General features: G+C 70.9%; 22 protein-coding genes. 10 read left to right on the top strand and 12 right to left on the bottom strand.

Annotated features, from left to right (window positions below; all coding sequences use genetic code 11):
• Positions 1 to 8: 8 nt before the first annotated feature.
• Genes ABEA34_RS21980 through ABEA34_RS21965 form a run of 4 tightly spaced genes read right to left on the bottom strand, consistent with a single transcriptional unit; the run spans position 9 to position 3,457 of the window.
• A complete protein-coding gene (locus ABEA34_RS21980) occupies positions 9 to 1,076 on the bottom strand; it encodes an NAD(P)H-dependent flavin oxidoreductase (protein ID WP_345523848.1) in 1,068 nt (355 codons plus the stop codon).
• Positions 1,069 to 1,827 carry a CoA-transferase subunit beta gene (locus ABEA34_RS21975; protein WP_345523847.1) on the bottom strand — a complete coding sequence of 253 codons (759 nt, stop codon included), beginning with the start codon at positions 1,825 to 1,827 and terminating at the stop codon, positions 1,069 to 1,071. The genes ABEA34_RS21980 and ABEA34_RS21975 overlap by 8 nt, the downstream gene beginning before the upstream one ends.
• Entirely contained in the window at positions 1,824 to 2,705 is an 882-nt protein-coding gene (locus tag ABEA34_RS21970) for a CoA transferase subunit A (RefSeq protein WP_345523846.1), read from the bottom strand. The genes ABEA34_RS21975 and ABEA34_RS21970 overlap by 4 nt, the downstream gene beginning before the upstream one ends.
• Entirely contained in the window at positions 2,702 to 3,457 is a 756-nt protein-coding gene (locus tag ABEA34_RS21965; RefSeq protein WP_345523845.1) for an enoyl-CoA hydratase family protein, read from the bottom strand. Before ABEA34_RS21965 ends, ABEA34_RS21970 begins: the two co-directional genes overlap by 4 nt.
• A 41-nt stretch (positions 3,458 to 3,498) precedes the next feature.
• Between ABEA34_RS21965 and ABEA34_RS21960 the strand changes: the two genes are divergently transcribed.
• Together ABEA34_RS21960 and ABEA34_RS21955 are read left to right on the top strand one after the other, a co-directional pair.
• Positions 3,499 to 4,245 (top strand): SDR family oxidoreductase, encoded by a 747-nt coding sequence (locus ABEA34_RS21960; RefSeq protein WP_345523844.1) that lies wholly within the window; start codon positions 3,499 to 3,501, stop codon positions 4,243 to 4,245.
• Positions 4,245 to 5,126, top strand: coding sequence for an SDR family oxidoreductase (locus ABEA34_RS21955; protein ID WP_345523843.1), 882 nt, complete (start codon positions 4,245 to 4,247; stop codon positions 5,124 to 5,126). The genes ABEA34_RS21960 and ABEA34_RS21955 overlap by 1 nt, the downstream gene beginning before the upstream one ends.
• Positions 5,127 to 5,154: 28 nt before the next feature.
• On the opposite strand, the gene ABEA34_RS21950 is transcribed toward ABEA34_RS21955, so the two are convergent.
• Positions 5,155 to 6,318, bottom strand: coding sequence for a steroid 3-ketoacyl-CoA thiolase (locus ABEA34_RS21950; protein ID WP_345523842.1), 1,164 nt, complete (start codon positions 6,316 to 6,318; stop codon positions 5,155 to 5,157).
• A 105-nt stretch (positions 6,319 to 6,423) separates the two neighbouring features.
• Here ABEA34_RS21950 and ABEA34_RS21945 point away from each other — a divergent pair, with 105 nt between their 5' ends.
• Positions 6,424 to 7,665 (top strand): cytochrome P450, encoded by a 1,242-nt coding sequence (locus tag ABEA34_RS21945; protein WP_345523841.1) that lies wholly within the window; start codon positions 6,424 to 6,426, stop codon positions 7,663 to 7,665.
• A 12-nt stretch (positions 7,666 to 7,677) separates the two neighbouring features.
• On the opposite strand, the gene map is transcribed toward ABEA34_RS21945, so the two are convergent.
• Positions 7,678 to 8,448, bottom strand: coding sequence for a type I methionyl aminopeptidase (gene map, locus ABEA34_RS21940; protein ID WP_345523840.1), 771 nt, complete (start codon positions 8,446 to 8,448; stop codon positions 7,678 to 7,680).
• A 37-nt stretch (positions 8,449 to 8,485) separates the two neighbouring features.
• Here map and ABEA34_RS21935 point away from each other — a divergent pair, with 37 nt between their 5' ends.
• From ABEA34_RS21935 to ABEA34_RS21920, 4 genes are all read left to right on the top strand, one after another.
• Entirely contained in the window at positions 8,486 to 9,385 is a 900-nt protein-coding gene (locus ABEA34_RS21935) for an aldo/keto reductase (RefSeq protein WP_345523839.1), read from the top strand.
• A 62-nt stretch (positions 9,386 to 9,447) separates the two neighbouring features.
• A complete protein-coding gene (locus tag ABEA34_RS21930; RefSeq protein WP_345523837.1) occupies positions 9,448 to 10,059 on the top strand; it encodes a ClpP family protease in 612 nt (203 codons plus the stop codon).
• A complete protein-coding gene (locus ABEA34_RS21925; RefSeq protein ID WP_345523835.1) occupies positions 10,056 to 10,679 on the top strand; it encodes a ClpP family protease in 624 nt (207 codons plus the stop codon). Before ABEA34_RS21930 ends, ABEA34_RS21925 begins: the two co-directional genes overlap by 4 nt.
• Before the next feature lie 7 nt (positions 10,680 to 10,686).
• The gene (locus ABEA34_RS21920; protein ID WP_345523834.1) at positions 10,687 to 11,463 is read left to right on the top strand and encodes a maleylpyruvate isomerase family mycothiol-dependent enzyme; all 777 of its coding nucleotides are present in this window, start codon (positions 10,687 to 10,689) and stop codon (positions 11,461 to 11,463) included.
• A 3-nt stretch (positions 11,464 to 11,466) separates the two neighbouring features.
• Here ABEA34_RS21920 and ABEA34_RS21915 read toward each other — a convergent pair whose 3' ends face one another.
• The 5 genes from ABEA34_RS21915 to ABEA34_RS21895 all read right to left on the bottom strand — a co-directional run bounded on the left by ABEA34_RS21915 (position 11,467) and on the right by ABEA34_RS21895 (position 15,615).
• Entirely contained in the window at positions 11,467 to 11,757 is a 291-nt protein-coding gene (locus ABEA34_RS21915) for a helix-turn-helix domain-containing protein (RefSeq protein ID WP_345523833.1), read from the bottom strand.
• A gap of 60 nt (positions 11,758 to 11,817) precedes the next feature.
• Complete coding sequence (locus ABEA34_RS21910) at positions 11,818 to 12,288, bottom strand: DUF5994 family protein (protein ID WP_345523832.1); 471 nt, start codon at positions 12,286 to 12,288, stop codon at positions 11,818 to 11,820.
• A 145-nt stretch (positions 12,289 to 12,433) separates the two neighbouring features.
• A complete protein-coding gene (locus tag ABEA34_RS21905; protein WP_345523831.1) occupies positions 12,434 to 13,597 on the bottom strand; it encodes a thiolase domain-containing protein in 1,164 nt (387 codons plus the stop codon).
• A gap of 1 nt (position 13,598) precedes the next feature.
• Positions 13,599 to 14,651: a thiolase domain-containing protein gene (locus ABEA34_RS21900; RefSeq protein ID WP_345523830.1), complete on the bottom strand. Its 1,053-nt coding sequence runs from the start codon at positions 14,649 to 14,651 to the stop codon at positions 13,599 to 13,601.
• Positions 14,652 to 14,661: 10 nt separating this feature from the next.
• Entirely contained in the window at positions 14,662 to 15,615 is a 954-nt protein-coding gene (locus tag ABEA34_RS21895; RefSeq protein WP_345523829.1) for a Zn-ribbon domain-containing OB-fold protein, read from the bottom strand.
• Positions 15,616 to 15,673: 58 nt separating this feature from the next.
• Between ABEA34_RS21895 and ABEA34_RS21890 the strand changes: the two genes are divergently transcribed.
• From ABEA34_RS21890 to fadD8, 3 genes are read left to right on the top strand one after another with little or no spacing between them, the layout of a single operon-like run.
• The gene (locus tag ABEA34_RS21890) at positions 15,674 to 16,717 is read left to right on the top strand and encodes an LLM class F420-dependent oxidoreductase (RefSeq protein WP_345523828.1); all 1,044 of its coding nucleotides are present in this window, start codon (positions 15,674 to 15,676) and stop codon (positions 16,715 to 16,717) included.
• A 12-nt stretch (positions 16,718 to 16,729) separates the two neighbouring features.
• A complete protein-coding gene (locus ABEA34_RS21885) occupies positions 16,730 to 17,500 on the top strand; it encodes an NAD(P)-binding domain-containing protein (RefSeq protein WP_345523827.1) in 771 nt (256 codons plus the stop codon).
• Positions 17,501 to 17,536: 36 nt separating this feature from the next.
• Entirely contained in the window at positions 17,537 to 19,141 is a 1,605-nt protein-coding gene (gene fadD8 / locus ABEA34_RS21880; RefSeq protein WP_345523826.1) for a fatty-acid--CoA ligase FadD8, read from the top strand.
• On the opposite strand, the gene ABEA34_RS21875 is transcribed toward fadD8, so the two are convergent.
• Positions 19,058 to 19,906 (bottom strand): phosphatase PAP2 family protein, encoded by an 849-nt coding sequence (locus tag ABEA34_RS21875; RefSeq protein ID WP_345523825.1) that lies wholly within the window; start codon positions 19,904 to 19,906, stop codon positions 19,058 to 19,060. The two genes, fadD8 and ABEA34_RS21875, sit on opposite strands and share 84 nt — an antisense overlap.
• Between the last annotated feature and the right edge of the window lie 77 nt (positions 19,907 to 19,983).

Below are 19,983 nucleotides of genomic sequence, written 5' to 3'. Positions count from 1 at the left end.
GGGAGCGCTCAGACGACGTACGACGAGGCGCGGCGCAGCTCGGCGGCGGCCTCCGTGACGATGCGGTCGATCAGCTCCTGACAGGTGGGCAGGTCGTTGATGACGCCGACGACCTGTCCGCTCGCGAGGACGCCGGCGTCGGTGTCGCCGTCGACGAGGCCGGCCTTCAGCATCGTCGGGGTGTTGGCGGCCAGGGCCATCTGGGCGAGGGTGCGGCCCTGGGCCTTCTTCATCTCTCGGCCGTCCTTGAGGAGCGCCGTCCAGGACATCCCCGAGTCCCTCTTGAACTCCAGCGTGCGGCGCAGCGTCGGCCCCATCCGCTTGACGGCGCTGGTCTCCTCGAGCTCCTCGACGAGAGCGGTGCGCAGCATCCGGTGCGGCATGCCGTCGACCTTCGTGGTCACGACCGTGTCGGTCAGGCCGCGCTCGAGGTAGAGCTGCTTGACCGCGTCGGGCACGGCGGAGTCCTGGGTGAGCAGGAAGCGCGTGCCCATGCCGATCCCGGCGGCGCCGTACGACAGCGCGGCGGCGAGGCCGCGGCCGTCGAAGAAGCCACCGGCCGCGACGACCGGGATGTCGACGGCGTCGAGGACGGTCGGCAGCAGCAGCGTGGTCGGCACCGGGCCGGTGTGGCCACCGCCCTCGCCGCCCTGCACCATCACCGCGTCGGCGCCCCACGCCGCGACCTTGACCGCGTGCTTCGCGGCTCCGATCGACGGCATCACGACGATGCCGTGCTCCTTGAGCGTGGCGATCAGCTCGGGCTTCGGCGCCAGGGCGAACGACGCGACCTTCACGCCGTGCTCGATGAGGAGCTGGCAGCGCGCGGGGGCGTCGGCGGCGTCGGCGCGCAGGTTGACCCCGAACGGCTTGTCGGTGCGGCTCTTGACCTCGACGATCGCCTTCTCGAGCTCCTCGAAGGTCATGGTCGCGCTGGCCAGGATGCCGAGGCCGCCGGCGTTGGCGGTGCCGCTGACCAGGCGCGGCCCGGAGACCCAGCCCATGCCGGTCTGCACGACCGGGTGGCGGACGCCGACCAGCTCGGTGAAGGGAGTCTTCAGCAGCTGCTCACTCATGCGGCACCTCCTTGAAGCGCAGGCCCTTCGGGTCGAGCACCTCCCGGATCAGGATCAGTTCCTCCGTGGTGGGCTCCCGCGTTGTCGGTACGTCGGCGGGCACGTCGAGCTCGAAGCCGGTGGCCTCGCGGACCTTGTCGACGGTGACGCCGGGGTGGACGCTGAGGAGCCGGACGCTGTCGTCGGCGCCCTTCACGTCGAACACCCCGAGGTTGCTGACGATCCGGTGGATGTCGTTGTAGCGGGCCGCCGCGGGACCGGCCTCCTTGGCCAGCTGTGGCCCGACGCCGGAGACGATGTCGACCCGCTCGACGAAGACGCGCGTGGAGTGCTTGGGGACCCAGTACGACGTGCGGTTGTTGACCGTGTTGCCGGGAGCACCGCGCGAGCCGAGCAGCTGCCGCTTGGGCCGGGCCCAGTCGCCGATCGCGGAGATGTTCTGGTTGCCGTGCTTGTCCACCTGGGTCGCGCCCATCATCACGTGCCGCTTGCCGTACGCGACCACGTCGAAGACCTTGCGGAAGGGGATCCAGCCCTCGACCACGTCGCCCTTGGCGAAGAGCGGCGGCACGCCCGCGAGGAAGAGCGACTCCCCGTCGGAGATCACCAGGTCGGGGTTGGTGGTCAGCTTGGCCAGGCGCACGCCGAGCATCGGCAGCAGCCCCATCGGGCTGCCGAAGATCTCGCCGTCGTCCTTGAACGCGTCGGCGATGGCGGCGGCGCAGACGTCTGCGCGGGTCACGTCGGTCACGTGGTCTCCTCCTGGAACGCGGCGACCGCGGCTTGGTACGACGCCTCGTCGCCCTCCAGGAACCGGGCGCTGAACGCCGCCCAGTCCTCGTCGGAGCCGGACGCGGCGGCGGCGTAGGCGCGCTGGAACTTCTCGTCGCGCTCGTAGTCGGGCGTGCAGGTGGTGAAGTGCGCGCCGTTGGGTGCCTCGACCACGCCGCTGACCATCATCCGGCTGAGCAGCAGCCGCTGGACGGGGGTGTCGACGGTGAGGCCGGCCGTGTCGACGACCTGCTCGACGGATACGTAGGCCCGGTCGGCGGCCATGCAGAAGAGGTCGTCGAAGTACGGGTCGGGACCGAGGTACGTCGCGTTGCCGTGCTTGTCGGCGCGGTTGAGGTGGACGAGGGCGACGTCGAGGTGGAGGGCGGGTACGGCGACCAGCTCCTCCGCGTCGTCGTAGGGGCTGGTGACGGTCCTGATGTGCGATTGGTTGACCAGCACGTCCGAGCCGAGGCCCGCGCGCATGGGCAGGAAGGGCAGCCGTTGGGCGGCCGCGCGCAGGCCGGTCTGGAACATGCCCTCGTCGAGCTCGACCAGCTCGGGGATGGTGCCCTCCTGGCGAGCCTTCTGGAAGTTGGGCTCCAGCGGCACCGAGTCGAGGCTGACGAACGCGTAGACCAGCTTGCGGATCTTGCCGGCGCGGGCGAGGAGCCCGACGTCGGCCCCGCCCCAGCTGACGATGGTGAGGTCCTTCAGGTCGCTGCGCAGGATCGCGCGGACGAGGGCCATCGGCTTGCGCCGCGGACCCCAGCCGCCGATGCCGATGGTTATGCCGTCCCGCAGCTCGCCGACGACCTCGTCGATCGAGAGCTGCTTGTCGCGTGGTCCCTTGGTCACTTCTGTGCCTTGTCCGTTCCCGCGAAGGTGTCGCGCAGCTCGTCGCTGACGCCGGCGAGGTTGAGCTCCATGGTGAAGCCCTGCTCGAACCGGTAGCTCTTGTTGACGTCGATCGGGTCGATCCCGTTGAGGCACTCCTTGGCCGCCCGGATCACCCGGGTGTCGTGGGCCGCGATCTCACCGGCGACCTTCAGGGCGGCGTCGTCGAGCTGGTCGCGAGGGACCACCTCGAGCACGCTGCCGAACTGCACCAGGTCGGCCGCCTTGATCGTGCGGGCGGTGAAGTAGAGGGTGCGCATCATGTGCTGTGGCACGAGTCGTGCCATGTGGGTCGCCGCGCCGAGCGCGCCCTGCTTGACCTCGGGCACGCCGAAGTAGGCATCGTCGCTGGCCACGATGCAGTCCGCGTTGCCGACCAGGCCGACGCCACCGCCGAGGCAGAAGCCGTTGACCGCGGCGACGACGGGCACCGCGCACTCGTAGACCGCCTTGAACGCCGCGAAGCAGCCCTTGTTGGCGCCGATCAGGGCGTCGAACCCGGTGGTGTGCTGCATCTCCTTGATGTCGACGCCCGCGTTGAAGCCGCGGCCCTCGGCCCGCAGCACCACCACATGGGTCTGCAGGTCACCGCTGGCCTCGTCGAGGGCCGCTGCGACGTCGTACCAGCCCTGGACGGTGAGGGCGTTCACCGGTGGCGCGTCCATCGTCACGACCCGGATGCCGTCCGGGCGGAGTTCGGAAGTGATCGGCACGGTCTCTCCTTAACCAAGCAAGTGCTTGGTAGGGTAGCAGCATGGCGCTGTCGATCGACCTGTCCGGACGAGTCGCGCTCGTCACGGGCGGCACCCGCGGGATCGGTCTCGGGATCACCCAGGCCCTGCTCGCGGCCGGTGCCACCGTCGTGACGTGCTCGCGCACGGCGGTCGAGCCGGTGCCGGGGACCACGCACCACGTCTGCGACGTCCGGGACGCCGAGGCCGTGCAGGCGCTGGTGGCGTCGCTGGATCGCCTCGACATCCTGGTCAACAACGCCGGGGGAGCGCCCGCGACCGACGCGGCGACCGCGTCGGCGCGCTTCCACGAGAAGATCGTCGGCCTCAACCTGCTCGCGCCGCTGCTCTGCGCGCAGGCCGCCAACGCGGTGATGCAGCAGCAGGACTCCGGCGGCGCGATCGTCAACATCTCGTCGATCTCGGCCGGCCGCCCGGCACCCACCATCGCGGCGTACGGCGCGGCGAAGGCCGGCCTCGACTCGCTGACGACGTCGCTGGCGATGGAGTGGGCGCCGAAGGTGCGGGTGAACGCGATCGACGTGGGCCTGTGCCGCACCGAGCAGACGGACGACCACTACGGCGACGACGCCTCGGTCGCCGCGATCGAGCGCACGATCCCGATCGGTCGGATGGCGCGCCCCGACGAGGTCGGGAACGTCGCGGCCTTCCTGGCGAGCGAGCTGGCGTCGTACGTCTCCGGCGCGACCGTCGCCTGTCACGGCGGGGGAGAGACACCCGCCTTCCTGTTGGTCCAGAAGGGACTCTGATGAGCAAGCTTCTCGAAGGTCGCGTCGCGATCGTCACCGGCGCCGGCCGCGGCATCGGCCGGGCGCACGCGCTCGAGCTCGCGCGCCACGGTGCGGCCGTGGTCGTCAACGACTTCGGCGTCTCGCTGTCCGGTGAGGGGACGGGGGAGACCCCGGCCGAGTCGGTGGTCGCCGAGATCGAGGCGGCTGGTGGACGGGCCGTCGTCAACGGCGCCGACGTGGCCGACTTCGAGCAGGCGGCCGCCATGGTCGAGCAGGCCATCACGACGTACGGCGGCCTGGACATCCTGGTCAACAACGCGGGGTTCGTCCGCGACCGGATGCTGGTGAACACGGCCGAGGAGGAGTGGGACGCGGTGATCCGCGTGCACCTCAAGGGTCACTTCGCGCCCCTGCGGCACGCGGGTGCCTACTGGCGCGCCGAGGCCAAGGAGGGACGCCAGCGCGCGGCCCGGGTCATCAACACGTCGTCGGGCGCCGGACTCCAGGGCTCGGTCGGCCAGACGACGTACTCCGCCGCCAAGGCCGGCATCGCCGGCATGACGCTCGTCGCCGCCCAGGAGATGGGCCGGTACGGCGTCACCGTCAACGCGATCGCCCCGGTGGCCCGGACCCGGATGACCGAGGGCGCCTTCGACACCTCGGCCATGGCCCTCCCCGAGGACAACTCGCCCATCGTCGCCTGGCTCGCCTCCGTCGAGGCCGGCGACGTCACCGGCCGCGTCATCGAGATCGACGGCGGCCAGGTCACCGTCGAGCTCGGCTGGCGCCACGGACCCGCGCTCGACCTCGGCCGCCGGTGGGAGGCGGCCGAGGTCGGGCCGGCCCTGCGTGAGCTGCTCGCCGCCGGTCCTGCGCCGGAGCCGGTGTACGGGGCGTAGCTCGGGGCCGCCCGGCCCCGGCTGCGCCTCAGATCCGCTCGATGACCGTCCCGGTGGCCATGGCGCCGCCGGCGCACATGGAGATCAGGGCGGTGGTCTGGTCGCGGCGCTCGAGCTCGTGCAGGGCCGTCGTGATCAGGCGGGTGCCGGTGGAGCCGACGGGGTGGCCCAGGGCGATGGCGCCGCCGTTGACGTTGACCAGGTCCAGGTCCACGTGGTGCTGGCCGGCCCACGAGAGGACGACCGACGCGAAGGCCTCGTTGACCTCGAAGAGGTCGAAGTCAGAGATCGCCATGCCGGTGCGGTCGAGCACCTTCTGGGTCGCCGCGATGGGGCCGTCGAGGTGGTAGTACGGGTCGGAGCCGACCAGGCAGTGCGACACGATCCGGGCGCGGGGCTTGAGACCGAGGGCAGCGGCGCGGTCGGAGTCCATGATGAGGACGGCGGAGGCACCGTCGCTGATCTGGGACGACGTGCCGGCGGTGTGCAGGCCCTCGGGCAGCACCGGCTTCAACGAGGCGAGCCCCTCGAGCGTGGTGTCGCGCAGGCCCTGGTCGGCGTCGACGACGCGGGTCTCGCCCGTGGCGTTGCCCTCGGCGTCGAGCACCGGCGCGGTGACGGCGGCGATCTCCCGCTTGAAGCGACCTTCGTCGACGGCGATGCGCGCCTTCTGCTGCGACGCCAGGCCGAACGCCTCGAGGTCGGCGCGCGACAGCCCGCGGTTCTTCGCGATCCGGTCGGCCGCCTCGAACTGGTTGGGCATGTCGATCGACCAGTCGTCGGGCCGGGGGTCGCCGGTCCCGGCGGGCACGTTGGCGCCCAGCGGGATGCGCGACATCGCCTCGACGCCCGCGGCGATCCCGATCTCGATGGTCCCGGCCGCGACCATGTCGTTGATCATGTGGGCGGCCTGCTGGCCCGAGCCGCACTGGGCGTCGACCATCGTCCCGCCGGTGTGCTGCGCGAGACCCGCGTGCAGCCAGGCGCGGCGCACCATGCCGTTGGACTGCTCACCGGCCTGGGTGACGCAGCCGGCGACGACCTGCTCGACCAGGTCCGAGTCGATCCCGGAGCGGGCGAGCACCTCGCTCATCGCGTGCCCGATGAGGACGGCGGGATGCACGCCGGCCAGCCATCCCTTCCGCTTGCCGAGGGGGGTGCGGACGGCGTCGATGATCACAGGAGTGCCCATGGGACAAAACTAGAACACGTTCTTGTCGTGTACAACCTTCCCTCACCTACCTTCGGTATGTAACCTGGGCCACTAGAACGTGTTCCACATCCAATAGGAGCCCCCGTGACCGCAACCGACCTCTTCGCTGCAGGGTTCGACTTCACCGACCCTGACCTGAACGAGAAGTCAGTCCCGTACGACGATTTCCGGCTCGCCCGCCAGAGCTCGCCGATCCACTGGATCGAGCAGCCCTGGGAGCAGCGCAGCGGCTTCGCCGAGGAGTCGGGCACCGGCTACTGGGCCGTCACCCGGCACGAGGACGTCTCGGCGATCTCGAAGGACAGCAAGAACTGGTCCACGTCCGAGAACGGGGCGATCATCCGTTTTCCCGGCGAGATGGACCGCGGTCAGATCGAGCTCCAGCGCGTCATCCTGATCAACCAGGACCCGCCGGAGCACACGCAGACCCGCGCGATCATCTCCCGAGGCTTCACCCCGCGCTCGATCGCCGAGCTCGAGGACACGATGACCCAGCGGGCGGCGTCCATCGTGAAGGACGCGGTCTCCCGGGGCACCGGCAACTTCGTCGAGGAGATCGCCGCCGAGCTCCCGCTCCAGGCGATCGCCGACCTGATCGGCGTACCGCAGGAGGACCGGCACAAGCTCTTCGAGTGGTCCAACCAGATGCTCGCCGGCGAGGACCCGGACTACGCGGGCAACAACGACGTCGCTGCCGCCGAGATCCTCGGCTACGCGATGATGCTCGCCGCCGACCGCCAGGCCAACCCGCGCGACGACCTCATCACCAAGCTGATCCAGGCCCACAAGGGCGAGCGAGGTCTCAACGACGACGAGTTCGGCTATTTCGTGATCCTGCTGGCGGTGGCCGGCAACGAGACCACGCGCAACGCGATCTCGCACGGCATGAACGCGTTCTTCGACAACCCGGAGCAGTGGGAGATCTGGAAGCGGGACCGGCCGGCGACGATGGTCGACGAGGTCGTCCGGTGGGGTACGCCGGTCAACGTCTTCCAGCGCACCGCCCTCAACGACGTCGAGGTCAGCGGCCACACGTTCAAGAAGGGCGAGCGGGCGGCGCTGTTCTACGCCAGCGCCAACTTCGACGAGACCGTCTTCGAGGACCCGCACCGGTTCAACATCCTGCGCGACCCCAACCCGCAGCTCGGGTTCGGTGGCCACGGCGCCCACTACTGCCTGGGCGCCAACCTCGCCCGGCAGGAGATCCGGGTGATCTTCGACGCCCTGGCCGACCACGCGCCGGACATCTCCAAGCTGGCGGAGCCGGTGCGGCTGCGGCACTCGTGGATCAACGGCATCAAGGACCTGCAGACCAAGTACGCCTGAGGCGTACGTACGTCAGGCGGCCCGCTCGGTGAGAACCAGCGGGCCGTCTGCCGTGATGGCGACGGTGTGCTCCATGTGCGCGCCCCGGGAGCCGTCCTTGCTGCGCAGCGTCCAGCCGTCCTTGTCGGTGTAGATCTCGTCGGTGGTGTGCAGGAACCACGGCTCGATCGCGATCACCAGGCCGGGCTTGAGCTTCAGCCCGCGCCCCGGGCGACCGTCGTTGGGCACGTGCGGGTCGCCGTGCATGGTGCGGCCGACACCGTGGCCGCCGAACTGCAGGTTGACGCCGAGCCCGACCCCGCGGGCCACGTCGCCGATCGCCGCCGAGATGTCGCCGAGGCGGTTGCCGGGCCGCGCCTGGGCGATGCCCGCCTCGAGCGCGCGCCCGGTCACCTCGATCAGGTCGAGGTCCTCCTGGCGCGCGTTGCCGACCACGACGCTCAGCGCGGAGTCGGAGACCCAGCCGTCGACGCTGGCCGCGAAGTCGACCGAGAGCAGGTCGCCGTCCTCCAGCACGTAGTCGTGGGGGAGTCCGTGCAGCACGGCGTCGTTGACCGACGTGCACAGCACCTTGCCGAAGGGAGAGGCGCCGAACGACGGGTGGTAGTCGATGTAGCAGGACTCCGCACCGCGGTCGCGGATCATCTGGTGAGCGAGCTCGTCCAGCTCGAGCAGGTTGACCCCGACGTCGGCCTTCGCGGCGAGAGCAGTGATCACGTCGGCGACGAAGCGCCCGGCGGGGCGCATCTGCTCGATCTGGGCAGGGGTGCGGAGCTCGATCATGAAACGACCCTATCGACGTCGTCCGTAGGGTGAGCGCATGGACCTGGAGATGGGGCTGGTGCTCGGCACCATGTACTTCGGCACCCGCACCGACGAGGCGACGTCGTACGCCCTGCTGGACCGGTACGTCGAGGCCGGCGGGCGGGTCCTCGACACCGCGAACTGCTACTCCTTCTGGACGTCGGACACCGGCCACGGCGGCCAGAGCGAGGCGCTGCTCGGCCGCTGGCTGGCCGCCAACCCGGGTCTGCGCGACGAGCTCGTGATCGCCACCAAGGTCGGCGTGGAGCCGACCGACGACGGCGGCACCGAAGGCCTGTCGGCTGCCGTGATCGAGCGCGAGGCCGCCCGCAGCCTGGAGCGCCTCGGGGTCGACGCCATTGACCTCTACTGGGCCCACGGCGAGGACCGCTCGACGGACCTCGAGGAGACGGTGGCCGCGTTCGGGTCGCTGGTCGAGCGGGGCGTCGTCCGGCGTCTCGGCGTCTCCAACCACCCCACCTGGCGGGTCGAGCGCGCCCGTGCCATCGCCGACCGGCTCGGGGTCGAGCCCTTCACGGCGCTGCAGCTGACCACGTCGTACGTCGACCCGCGGCCGGGTGCGCAGGTGCCGGGCAAGGACCACCGGTTCGGGTTCGTCACCGACGAGACCGTCGACTACCTCGACGTGCAGCCCGAGCTGGAGCTCTGGGTCTACAGCCCCCTGGTGCAAGGCAGCTTCGACCGGGCCGACCGGCCGTTCCCGGAGGCCTACGACCACCCCGGCACGACCGCCCGGCTCGCGAGCCTGCACCGGATCGCCGCGGACCACGGCGTACCCGCCTCCCAGGTCGTGCTCGCCTGGATGCTGGCGAAGGGCTGGAAGCCGATCGTCGGGGTCAGCAGCCTGGAGCAGCTCGACTCCGCCCTCGCGTCCGTGCAGCTGGACATCAGCTGACGGCGGATCTGCTGGCAGCGGATCCGCTTCCCTGACGGCGTGCGGCGACGAACGCTGGTGGCATGACCCAGCCACCGTCCATCGGACCCTTCGACGACCAGCTGACCGCCCGCCTCATGCACCAGCGCATCCTGGTGCTCGGGCAGGAGGTCGACGACGCCATCGCCAACCGGCTCTGTGCCGAGCTGCTGCTGCTCTCGGCCGAGGACCCGCACCGCGACATCAGCCTCTACATCAACTCGCCCGGCGGCAGCGTCAGCGCCGGGCTCGCGATCTACGACACCATGCGCCTGATCCCCAACGACGTGAGCACCCTGGCGATGGGCCTCGCCGCGAGCATGGGGCAGTTCCTGCTCTCGGCGGGTACGCCGGGCAAGCGCTACGCGCTCCCGCACTCGCGGATCCTGATGCACCAGGGCTCCGCCGGCATCGGGGGGACCGCCATCGACATCGAGATCCAGGCCGAGAACCTCGAGCACGTCAAGGGCGTCCTGATCGGCCTGATCGCGGAGCACACGGGCCAGCCGCGGGACGTCATCGAGCGTGACTCCCTGCGCGACCGGTGGTTCACCGCCGACCAGGCGCAGGCGTACGGCTTCGTCGACCAGGTGCTCAGCGACCTGAGCGCGATCAACCCGAGCCGCCCGGCCGCGACGTTCGGGGTGTCGGCATGAGTCAGTACACGATCCCGAGCGTGATCGAGAAGACGCACCGGGGCGAGCGCGCGGTCGACATCTACAGCCGGTTGCTGACCGACCGGATCATCTACCTCGGCACCGAGATCGACGACGGTGTCGCCAACGTCGTGATCGCGCAGCTGCTGCACCTGGAGTCGGAGAGCCCGGACGCGCCGATCAACCTCTACCTCAACTCGCCCGGCGGCTCGGTCACCTCGATGCTGGCGATCTACGACGCGATGCAGTTCATCCGGCCGGAGGTCGGTACGGCGTGCGTGGGCCAGGCGGCGTCGTCGGCGGCCGTGCTGCTCGCGGCCGGTGCGCCCGGTCGCCGTACGGTGCTCCCGCACGCCCGCGTGGTGCTGCACCAGCCGTCGGGAGGCGGTCAGGGCACGCTGCCCGACCTGGCGCTGCAGGCGAAGGAGATCGCCCGGATCCGCGCCGAGATGGAGCAGATCCTGGCGCACCACACCGGCCGGAGCGTCGAGCAGGTGCGCGAGGACACCGAGCGCGATCTCGTGCTGTCCGCTGCGGACGCGGTCGCCTACGGCATCGTCGACAGCATCCTGGACAGCCGGAAGGCCCTCCCGGAAGAACGGGAGCGCCGGATCGGTTAGGGCGGACATGACTGAACTCGTCGACCGCGCGATCGCGGCCCTGCGCACCAACCACGATGCCCTTGCTGCCCTGGTCCCCGATCTCGACGAGGGACGGCTGACCGGCCCCAGCGGCGCGTCCGAGTGGACGGTCGCCCAGGCGCTGTCGCACCTCGGCAGCGGCGCGGAGATCTCCACGAAGCCGATCGCGACCGCGGCCGGGCTCCCGGTCGAGGCCGAGGACAACCAGTCGGTCTGGGCGCGCTGGGACGGCTCGAGCCCGCTCGAGCAGGCGGCCGGCTTCGTCGAGCACGACAGCCGCTACCTCGACGTCGTCGAGGGCCTGACCGCGGAGCAGCGCGCCGACCTGACGGTCGACATGGGCTTCCTACCCGAGCCGGTCCCGCTGGTGGTCGCGGTCGGCATGCGGCTCAACGAGGTCGCCGCCCACGCCTGGGACGTGCGGGTCGGCCTCGACCCCGCGGCCGGCATCGAGCCGGAGTCCGCCGCCCTGTTGCTGGAGCTGTACGCCGGGCCGCTGGGCTTCCTGCTCGGCTTCGCCGCCAAGCCCGACCAGCTCGCCGAGGAGGCCCGCGTGACCGTCCCCGGAGGGGGCATCACCGTCGCCGACGCCGTCACCGTCACGACCGACCTGGCCGACCCGACCGCGACGTTCACCGGCCCCGCCGAGGCGGCCGCGCGGCTGCTGACGGGCCGGCTCAAGCCGGAGTTCACGCCGGCGGGCGTCGAGGTCACCGGCAACGTCAGCCTGGACGACCTGCGGAAGGTCTTCCCGGGCTACTGAGCCTCAGGCCGCCAGCGCCACCGGCCCGGAGATCCGGGTCAGTCGCCGGCTGACGCGCGTGGTCAGGTCGACCAGGCGCAGCCCGAGCGCGCCGACGACCGCGCCGAGCACCTCCGAGCTGGGCTCCTTGAGACCGCGCTCGATCTCGGAGAGGTACTGCGTCGACACGCCCGCGTCCGACGCGACGTCGGCGAGCGTGCGCTCCGCCGTACGCCGCTCCTCGCGCAGCTCGTGGCCCACGGCCTCGCGCCAGAGCGGCTCCGGACGGGACGGGAATGCGACGACGTCACCCATGATCCGACGATAGGCCGCGGGAGCGCCGTGCGGTGGCGCGTTCGCCAGCGGCGAACGGGCTCAGGCCCAGTGGTCGCTCGGGTCGACGTCGAGCTCGTTGGTGACGGTCTCCAGGAGCGAGCCGGCGGAGTGGGCGTAGCCCGTGGTGGCGGCCGCGAGCAGCGCCTCGGCGCCCTGGCCGTCCGAGAAGTCGTGCGGGACGACGAGCAGCCTCAGGGTCAGGCGCTGCGAGGTCCGCAGCAGCACCACGTGGGTGTCGTCCTGCGGCACCGAGTCGAGCTCGACGTGGCCGCCGTGGACCGCGATCCGTCGCGGGGTCGAGTCCCAGTCGGGCGGGGAGTAGACCGCGTGCTGGACGCTGCCGAACGCCGGCGGGAAGTGGTCGGCGAGGTCGGCCAGCTCCACGGCGAGGTCGCGGCTCTGCGGCCACCAGCCGCCGTCGAGGGTGTCGAGCCCGGGCCGGTCACTGATCCTCAGGCGCAGCGGGGCGCGCGTCGAGGAGGAGGGCTGTGCGCCGTACGACGTCGCCATGCCGTCCGCCTTCCCGGCCGACGGGGGACTCCCGGAGGGGTGCCCGCACGCGGCTGCAGTCCCCACCGTACGCCGTACGACCGGACGCCGCTCCGGGCCGTGCCTGCCGGCTGGGCCGGGTCCCGTCAGGTGAGACTCGCTCCCGTCAGTTGCTCGGCTTCTCCGCCCCCACGACCCACATCGCGAAGAACTGCGAGCCGCCGCCGTACGCGTGCCCGAGCGCCTTGCGGACGCCGTCGACCTGGTGCTCGCCGGCGGCGCCGCGGACCTGGAGGGCTGCCTCGCCGAAGCGGAGCATCCCGGAGGCGCCGATCGGGTTGGACGAGAGCACCCCGCCCGAGCAGTTGACGGGGAGCACGCCGGTCATGGCGGTGCCGCCCGACTCGGTGAGCTTCCACCCCTCGCCCTCGGCGGCGAAGCCGAGGCTCTCGAGCCACATCGGCTCGAACCACGAGAACGGCACGTAGATCTCGGCCATGTCGATCTCGTCGATCGGGCTGCTGATCCCCGCGGTCTTCCAGAGGTACGCCGCGGCGTCGCGCGACGCCTGCGGGTTGACCTGGTCGCGCTCGGCCGCCGAGGTGGCCTCGGAGCGCATCACGGTGCCGTGGATCCAGGCCGGGTTGGGCGAGGCCTTGGCGGTGTCCTCGTCGACGATCACCAAGGCGCACGCGCCGTCGGAGGACGGGCAGGTCTCGTCGTACCTGATCGGGTCCCAGAGCATCTGCGAGGCGAGCACCGACTCGACCGTCGTGTCCTGATTGTGCAGGTGCGCGTAGGGGTTCTTCAGCGCGTTCTGCCGGTCCTTGGCGGCCACGATGGCGCCCACGTGCGTCGGGGCGCCCGAGCGGCGGATGTAGGACCGCACGTGGGGCGCGAAGTAGCCGCCCGCGCCGGCGTGCACCGGCATGTTGAACGGCAGCGGCACCGACAGCGCCCACATCGCGTTGGACTCCGACTGCTTCTCGAAGGCCACGGTGAGCACCCGCTTGTGCACCCCGGAGGACACGAGCGACGAGGCGACGATGGCGGTCGAGCCGCCGACGGACCCGGCGGTGTGCACGCGCAGGAGCGGCTTGCCGACCGCGCCGAGCGCCTCGGCGAGGTAGAGCTCCGGCATCATCACGCCCTCGAAGAGGTCCGGCGCCTTGCCGACCACGATCGCGTCGATGTCGTCGAGCGACATGTTGGCGTCGGCGAGCGCCCGGTCCATGGCCTCGCGACAGAGGCCGGCCATCGACACGTCCTGGCGCTTCGCGCGGTGGTGGGTCTGACCGATGCCGACGACGGCTGCTGGCTGCTTGGCCATGTCAGGACCTTCCTTCCAGGGTGGTCACGAGGTTCTGCTGGAGCGCCGGCCCGCTGGTCGCGTGCGCCAGCACCTTGTCGGCGTTGCCGCTCCAGACCTGCTTGGCGGCCTCGCCGAAGCGGATCAGACCCCCGGTGAACATCGGGTTGCCGGCGAGCGCGCCGCCTGACGGGTTGATCGCCACGTCGTCCGCGAGACCGAGCTCGCTGCGCAGGATCAGCTCCTGGTGGCTGAACGGCGCGTGCAGCTCGGCGACCTCGACCCCGGTGAGGTCGAGGCCCGCGGCCGCGGCGGCGGTGGAGGGGGAGCGGGTCAGCTCACGGTTGCCCATGCTGATCGGGTCGACGTTGTGGGCGATCCCGGAGATCCACGCCGGCCGGTCCGAGACCGAGCGGGCCCGGTCGCCGGCCGCGAGCACGATGGCGGCCGCCCCGTCGGTGACCGGCGCGCAGTCGTGCTTGCGCAGCGGGTCGGCGTACATCGGCCGGGCAAGGAGCTCGTCGACCGACGAGCCGCCCTTGCGGATCGCGTACTCGTTCTTCTCCGCGTCGGTGAGCGAGCGGTTGACCACCTCGGCCATCGCCCGCTCGTCCCAGGTGCCGGCGTCGATGCCGGCGCGGGCCTGCAGGCCTGCGAGGGAGACGGTGTCGGGCCACAGCGGCGTCATCGTGTACGGGTCGAGCTGTAGCGCGAGCGTACGGCGCAGCACGCCGGCCGAGCTCTTGCCGAAGCCGTAGACCAGGGCCGTGTCGACCTCGCCGGTCTGGATCTTCAGCCAGGCCTCGTAGAGCGCCCAGGCGGCGTCCATCTCGACGTGGGACTCGTTGACCGGCGGGATCACGCCGATCGCGTCGACGGCCGACACGAACGAGAACGAGCGCCCGGCGAGGTAGTCGGACGACCCCGAGCACCAGAAGCCGATGTCGTGGCGGTTCCAGCCGGTCTGCTCGTAGCACTCGGCGAAGAGCGGCACGAGCAGCTCCACGCAGGTGGGCGACCCGTCGAACTCTTCCATCTGCCGCTGGGCGAACCCAACGATCGCAACGTCTCTCATCTCTCGCCCCTCAGAGGTGGTGCCGGTAGGTGTCGTAGTCCGCGTCGGGGTCGCCGGTCGGCTCGAAGTGGTCGATGTTCTCCAGGGAGTAGGTCCACTCCTCGCGCGGCTTCCAGACCGCCTTGACCCGCATGCCCATCCGGACCTCGTCGGCGGGGACTCCCAGGATCAGGTGGAGGACGGCGATGTCGGCGCCGTCGAGCAGGACGTACGCCGAGACGTACGGCGGGACGATCTTCTGTCCCAGGAACGGCACGTTGACGATGCAGAAGGTGGTGATCGTGCCGGTCTGCGACACCTCCACCTCCTCGGCGGTCGGCGTCCCGTCGGCGGGGCAGGCGCTGCGCGGCGGGACGTAGACCTTGGAGCAGGTGGGGCAGCGCTGACCGAGGATGCGGCCCTCGTTGAGGCCGCGGTAGAACGCGGACTCCTCGGGCGAGGCGGCGTACAGGTAGTCGAGCGAGACCGGGGTGATGACACCAGTGACGGGGTTGTCGCCGAGGGCCTCCACGCCGGTGGGGCCTGCGTCGGTCGCGGGCTCGAAGCACTCGATGTCGGTGATCGCACCCGTGCGCTCGGCGGCCCATCGGACCTGGACCCGCATCCCGGTGCTCACCTCGTCGGGCGACGCCACGTCGAGCGCGTGGAAGAACGGCCGGGTGGCCCCGTCGAGGGTGACCAGCGCGAAGGCAAACGGCCGGTCGAAGGGCTGGTCCTTCACCGGCTCGGGCACCCAGGTCCAGGACGTGACCGTCCCGACCGAGGCGACCTCGACGAAGTCGCTCGTCTGGTCGTGGGTGTCCGGGTCGTACTCCAGCGGGGGTACGACGACCTCACCACCCGACGTCCGGCCCGCGACGACGACGCCGTCGCGGAGGCCGGTGAGGAACCGTCCGATGACGGGTCCCGTCGAGCGGGTGTAGTCGAACGCTACGGTGACCGGTGCTGACAGTGTTCGTGTCATGGTCCGAAACTAGAACACGTTCTAAGATCGGGCAAGCACCCGACGACAGGAGAGACGAATGAAGCTCGGTCTACAGCTCGGCTACTGGGGGGCCCAGCCTCCGGAGGGAGTGGGCGAGCTCGTCGCCGCCGCCGAGGAGTCCGGCTTCGACGCGATCTTCACGGCGGAGGCGTGGGGGAGCGACGCGTTCACCCCGCTGGCCTGGTGGGGCCGCGAGACCTCCCGGATCAAGCTCGGCACCTCGATCATCCAGATGTCCGGTCGGGCGCCGACCTCGATCGCGATGCACCTGCTGACGCTCGACCACCTGTCCAACGGCCGGGTCATCCTGGGCATGGGCGTCAGCGGCCCGCAGGTGGTGGAGGGCTGGTACGGCCAGCCGTTCGGCAAGCCGCTGGCGCGCACCCGCGAGGTCGTCGACATCATCCGCCAGGTCCTGGCCCGCGAGGACAAGGTCACCAACGACGGCCCGCACTACCCGCTGCCCTTCCGCGGGGAGAACTCCGTCGGTCTGGGCAAGCCGCTCAAGCCGATCGTGCACCCGCTGCGCGGGGACGTGCCGATCTGGCTGGGCGCCGAGGGTCCCAAGAACGTCGCGCTGACCGCCGAGATCGCCGACGGCTGGATCCCGATCTTCTACACGCCGAAGTCGGCTGCGATGTACCGCCCCTGGCTCGACGAGGGCTTCGCGCGACCGGGCGCCCGACGTAGCCGCGACGACTTCGAGATCGCGGCGACCTGCCACCTCCAGGTGGTGAAGGACGCCGAGGAGAAGCAGCTCGTCCTGGACGCGATCAAGCCGTCGGTGTCGCTGTACATGGGCGGGATGGGCGCCAAGGACGCCAACTTCCACAACGCGGTCTTCGTGCGGATGGGCTACGAGGACCTGGCTGCCGAGGTGCAGCGGCTCTACCTCAACGGCGAGAAGGACAAGGCGACCGCGCTGATCCCCGACGAGCTCGTGGACGACATGCACATCGTCGGCACCGCCGGCGAGGTCAAGGAGCGGGTCGCCCAGTGGGAGGAGACCGGCGTGACCACGCTGCTGCTGAGCGCCCGGTCCGCCGACGAGATCCGGTCGGTGGCCGAGCTCCTGGCGTGACAGAGTTGCCCGGTGACGAGCTATGGCTTCATCGGTGTCGGATCGATCGCTGCGGCGATGGTCGTGGGCCTGTGCGACGGCGTGACCGACGCGCCGGAGGTCGTGCTCTCGCCGCGCGGCGCGGAGCGGTCGGCCGAGCTGGCGGGCCGGCTGCCGACGGTGCGCGTCGCCACCGACAACCAGGGGGTCGTCGACGCGGCTGACGTGGTCGTCGTCTGCCTGCTGCCAGGCGACGCCGCCGAGAGCCTGGCCGGCCTGACGTTTCGCGCCGACCAGTCCGTCGTCAGTGCCGTCGCCGGTCTCGACCTGGCCCACCTGAGCGAGGTCGTCGCCCCGGCCCGCGAGGTGGCGCGCAGCGTGCCGCTGCCCGCGGTCGCGTCCCGCGACAGCGTGACGCCGGTGCATCCCGGCGGCGCTGCCGTCGAGGAGTTCTTCGGCCGGCTGGGCGGCAGCCTGGTGATCCAGGACGAGCTGGCCTACGAGTCGGTCGCGGCCGCCTCGGCGACGGTCGCGGCGTACTTCGGCTACCTCGGCGCCGTCGCGGACTGGCTGTCCGGCCGCGGCATCCCGGGGCCGGAGGCGCGTCGCTACGTCGCCAACACCTTCGCGGCCCTGTCGGTGGAGCTCGGCGCACCGGGAGCGGACTTCACCGCCCTGGCGCAGGCGCACTCGACCCCGGGCGGGCTCAACGAGCAGTTCGCCCGCGACCTCGGCACGGCCGGGGTGTACGACGCGGTGCGCGACGGGCTCGATGCCGTCCTCGCCCGGATCACCGCAGGGTGATTGCCCCGAACTGAAACACGTTCTAGTCTCGGGCGCATGACGGACGAGATGCGAGTCGGTACCCACAACGGCCACCTCATGGTGTCCGCTCTCAAGCGGCACCGGGACAAGCCGGTGATGTACCTCGGCGACACCACGATCACCGGTGGGCAGGCCGCTGAACGGATGAGCCAGTACGCACAGGCCTTCGAGGCGCTCGGCGCCGGCCGCGGCACGGCCGGGGCGCTGCTCGCCCTGAACCGGCCCGAGGTGCTCTTCATCCTGGGGGCCGGGCAGACCCAGGGCCACCGCCGGTCCTCGCTGCACCCGCTGGGCTCGCTCGACGACCACGCGTACGTCATCAACGACGCCGAGATCACCTCGATCACCATCGACCCGGTGCCGATGTTCGTCGAGCGGGTGCTCGGCCTGCTCGAGAAGTGCCCGAAGCTGGAGAAGGTGCTCACGATCGGGCCGGTGCCCGAGGAACTCGCCCACGTGGGTCAGGACCTGGCGGCCGCGGCAGCGTCGTTCGACCCGATCCCGCTCGAGGCGGTGACGCTCGACCCCGACCACGTCGTGTCGATCACCTACACCGGCGGGACCACCGGCAAGCCGAAGGGGGTCATCGGTCTCTCCCGCCAGATGAACACGATGACCCAGATCCAGATGTCGGAGTGGGAGTGGCCCGAGTCGCCGCGCTTCCTGATGTGCACGCCGTTGTCGCACGCCGGCGCGGCCTTCTTCGTGCCCACCGTCCTCAAGGGCGGCTGCCTCTACGTGCTCTCGAAGTTCGACCCGGCCGAGGTGCTGAGGACGATCGAGGAGCAGAAGATCACGGCGACGATGCTGGTGCCGTCGATGCTCTACGCCCTGATGGACCACCCCGACTCGAAGACGCGGGACCTGTCCTCGCTGGAGACCGTCTACTACGGCGCCTCCGCGATCAACCCGGTGCGGCTCAAGGAGGCCATCGACCGGTTCGGCCCGATCTTCGCCCAGTACTACGGGCAGTCCGAGGCGCCGATGGCGATCACCTACCTGTCCAAGGAGGACCACGTCAGCGGCGACGACCGCCGGCTCGCCTCCTGCGGCCGGCCGTCCGCCTTCGTGCGGACGGCCCTCCTCGACGAGGACGGCAAGCAGGTCCCGGTGGGGGAGCCGGGCGAGATCTGCGTCGCCGGCCCGCTGCTGGCCGGGGGCTACTGGAAGCTGCCCGACGAGACCGCCGAGACCTTCCGCGACGGCTGGATGCACACCGGCGACGTGGCTCGCGAGGACGAGGACGGCTTCTGGTACATCGTCGACCGCACCAAGGACATGATCGTGACGGGTGGCTTCAACGTCTTCCCGCGCGAGGTCGAGGACGTCGTGGCCGAGCACCCGGCGATCGCCCAGGTCGGCGTGATCGGCACGCCGCACGAGAAGTTCGGCGAGGCGGTCACCGCGATCGTCGTGCTCCGCTCCGACGCGCCGCGCGACGAGGAGTCGATCGCGACCATGACGAGCGAGATCCAGCAGATGGTCAAGGACCGCAAGGGCTCGGTGCAGTCGCCCAAGCAGGTGATCGTCGCCGACTCACTGCCCCTGACCGGGCTCGGGAAGCCGGACAAGAAGGCCCTGCGGGCTCAGTTCTGGACCGGTGACCGCGCCGTCGGCTGAGGCGGCCTCGGCGCGCCGCTGGAAGTAACCGCGGATGGCGGTGTCGGCCGCGAGGGACCCGGCGAGCAGGGCGATCGCGACGATGCCGTCCATCCACCAGTGGTTGCCGGTCGCCGAGACGACCAGCATGGTCAGGACGACGTGCAGCAGGAAGACCCAGCGCCAGCGGCTGGTGCTCGCGGCGACGATGCCGAAGGACACGACGGCGGCCCACGCCACGTGGATCGATGGCATCGCGGCGAACTGGTCCGACACTCCGGTCGTGGGGTCGGTCGCGTAGACCGACATGCCGTACTGCTGGCCCATGTCGACGTAGCCGAGATCGGGCAGGAAGCGCGGCGGAGCCACCCGGACGAAGCGGATGACCAGGCACCACGCCGTGATGAGCGCGAGCCCGGTGCGCCAGTGCTTGTACTTGTCGCGGTGCCGGACGAAGAGCCAGATCAGGAACGCGATCAGGGCCGGCACGTGGACCGTGGCGTAGTACCAGGTCGTGAGGTCGGCGATGCGGTCGTGGTCCATGACGTAGCGCTGGAGGGTCAGCTCGGACGGCAGGTGCAGCCAGTCCTGGAAGGACGCGATGTCGTGCGCCCGGGCGATCGCGCCGTGCGTGGACGCGATCGGCAGCATCCGGGCCAGCCGCCACAGGGCGTACAGCGACGCGATCAGCGCGAACTCGGCGGCCGCCGGCTCGACGTGCGGCGTCGCACGCGTCGGCCAGAGGCGTACGACGAGCCACACCAGTCCGCTGACGAGAGCAGCCACTGCAGCTTGATCCCAGGTCGGCCACGGCACAGGGGGATTCTGTCAGGCGCTGTCGAACGTGCCACCGGAACCGCCGA

This window comes from Nocardioides conyzicola, from assembly GCF_039543825.1.
GTDB lineage: Bacteria > Actinomycetota > Actinomycetes > Propionibacteriales > Nocardioidaceae > Nocardioides > Nocardioides conyzicola.
The sequence above is the reverse complement of the archived record's forward strand: the minus strand, read 5'-3'. Positions and strand labels throughout refer to the sequence as shown.

Bases quoted from the DNA above. Each gene is read 5' to 3' on its own strand.
- ABEA34_RS21980 (WP_345523848.1), bottom strand. From the start codon at position 1,076: ATGAGTGAGCAGCTGCTGAAGACTCCCTTCACCGAGCTGGTCGGCGTC.
- ABEA34_RS21960 (WP_345523844.1), top strand. From the start codon at position 3,499: ATGGCGCTGTCGATCGACCTGTCCGGACGAGTCGCGCTCGTCACGGGC.
- ABEA34_RS21955 (WP_345523843.1), top strand. From the start codon at position 4,245: ATGAGCAAGCTTCTCGAAGGTCGCGTCGCGATCGTCACCGGCGCCGGC.
- ABEA34_RS21950 (WP_345523842.1), bottom strand. From the start codon at position 6,318: ATGGGCACTCCTGTGATCATCGACGCCGTCCGCACCCCCCTCGGCAAG.
- map (WP_345523840.1), bottom strand. From the start codon at position 8,448: ATGATCGAGCTCCGCACCCCTGCCCAGATCGAGCAGATGCGCCCCGCC.
- ABEA34_RS21935 (WP_345523839.1), top strand. From the start codon at position 8,486: ATGGACCTGGAGATGGGGCTGGTGCTCGGCACCATGTACTTCGGCACC.
- ABEA34_RS21930 (WP_345523837.1), top strand. From the start codon at position 9,448: ATGACCCAGCCACCGTCCATCGGACCCTTCGACGACCAGCTGACCGCC.
- ABEA34_RS21925 (WP_345523835.1), top strand. From the start codon at position 10,056: ATGAGTCAGTACACGATCCCGAGCGTGATCGAGAAGACGCACCGGGGC.
- ABEA34_RS21920 (WP_345523834.1), top strand. From the start codon at position 10,687: ATGACTGAACTCGTCGACCGCGCGATCGCGGCCCTGCGCACCAACCAC.
- ABEA34_RS21915 (WP_345523833.1), bottom strand. From the start codon at position 11,757: ATGGGTGACGTCGTCGCATTCCCGTCCCGTCCGGAGCCGCTCTGGCGC.
- ABEA34_RS21910 (WP_345523832.1), bottom strand. From the start codon at position 12,288: ATGGCGACGTCGTACGGCGCACAGCCCTCCTCCTCGACGCGCGCCCCG.
- ABEA34_RS21905 (WP_345523831.1), bottom strand. From the start codon at position 13,597: ATGGCCAAGCAGCCAGCAGCCGTCGTCGGCATCGGTCAGACCCACCAC.
- ABEA34_RS21900 (WP_345523830.1), bottom strand. From the start codon at position 14,651: ATGAGAGACGTTGCGATCGTTGGGTTCGCCCAGCGGCAGATGGAAGAG.
- ABEA34_RS21895 (WP_345523829.1), bottom strand. From the start codon at position 15,615: ATGACACGAACACTGTCAGCACCGGTCACCGTAGCGTTCGACTACACC.
- ABEA34_RS21890 (WP_345523828.1), top strand. From the start codon at position 15,674: ATGAAGCTCGGTCTACAGCTCGGCTACTGGGGGGCCCAGCCTCCGGAG.
- fadD8 (WP_345523826.1), top strand. From the start codon at position 17,537: ATGACGGACGAGATGCGAGTCGGTACCCACAACGGCCACCTCATGGTG.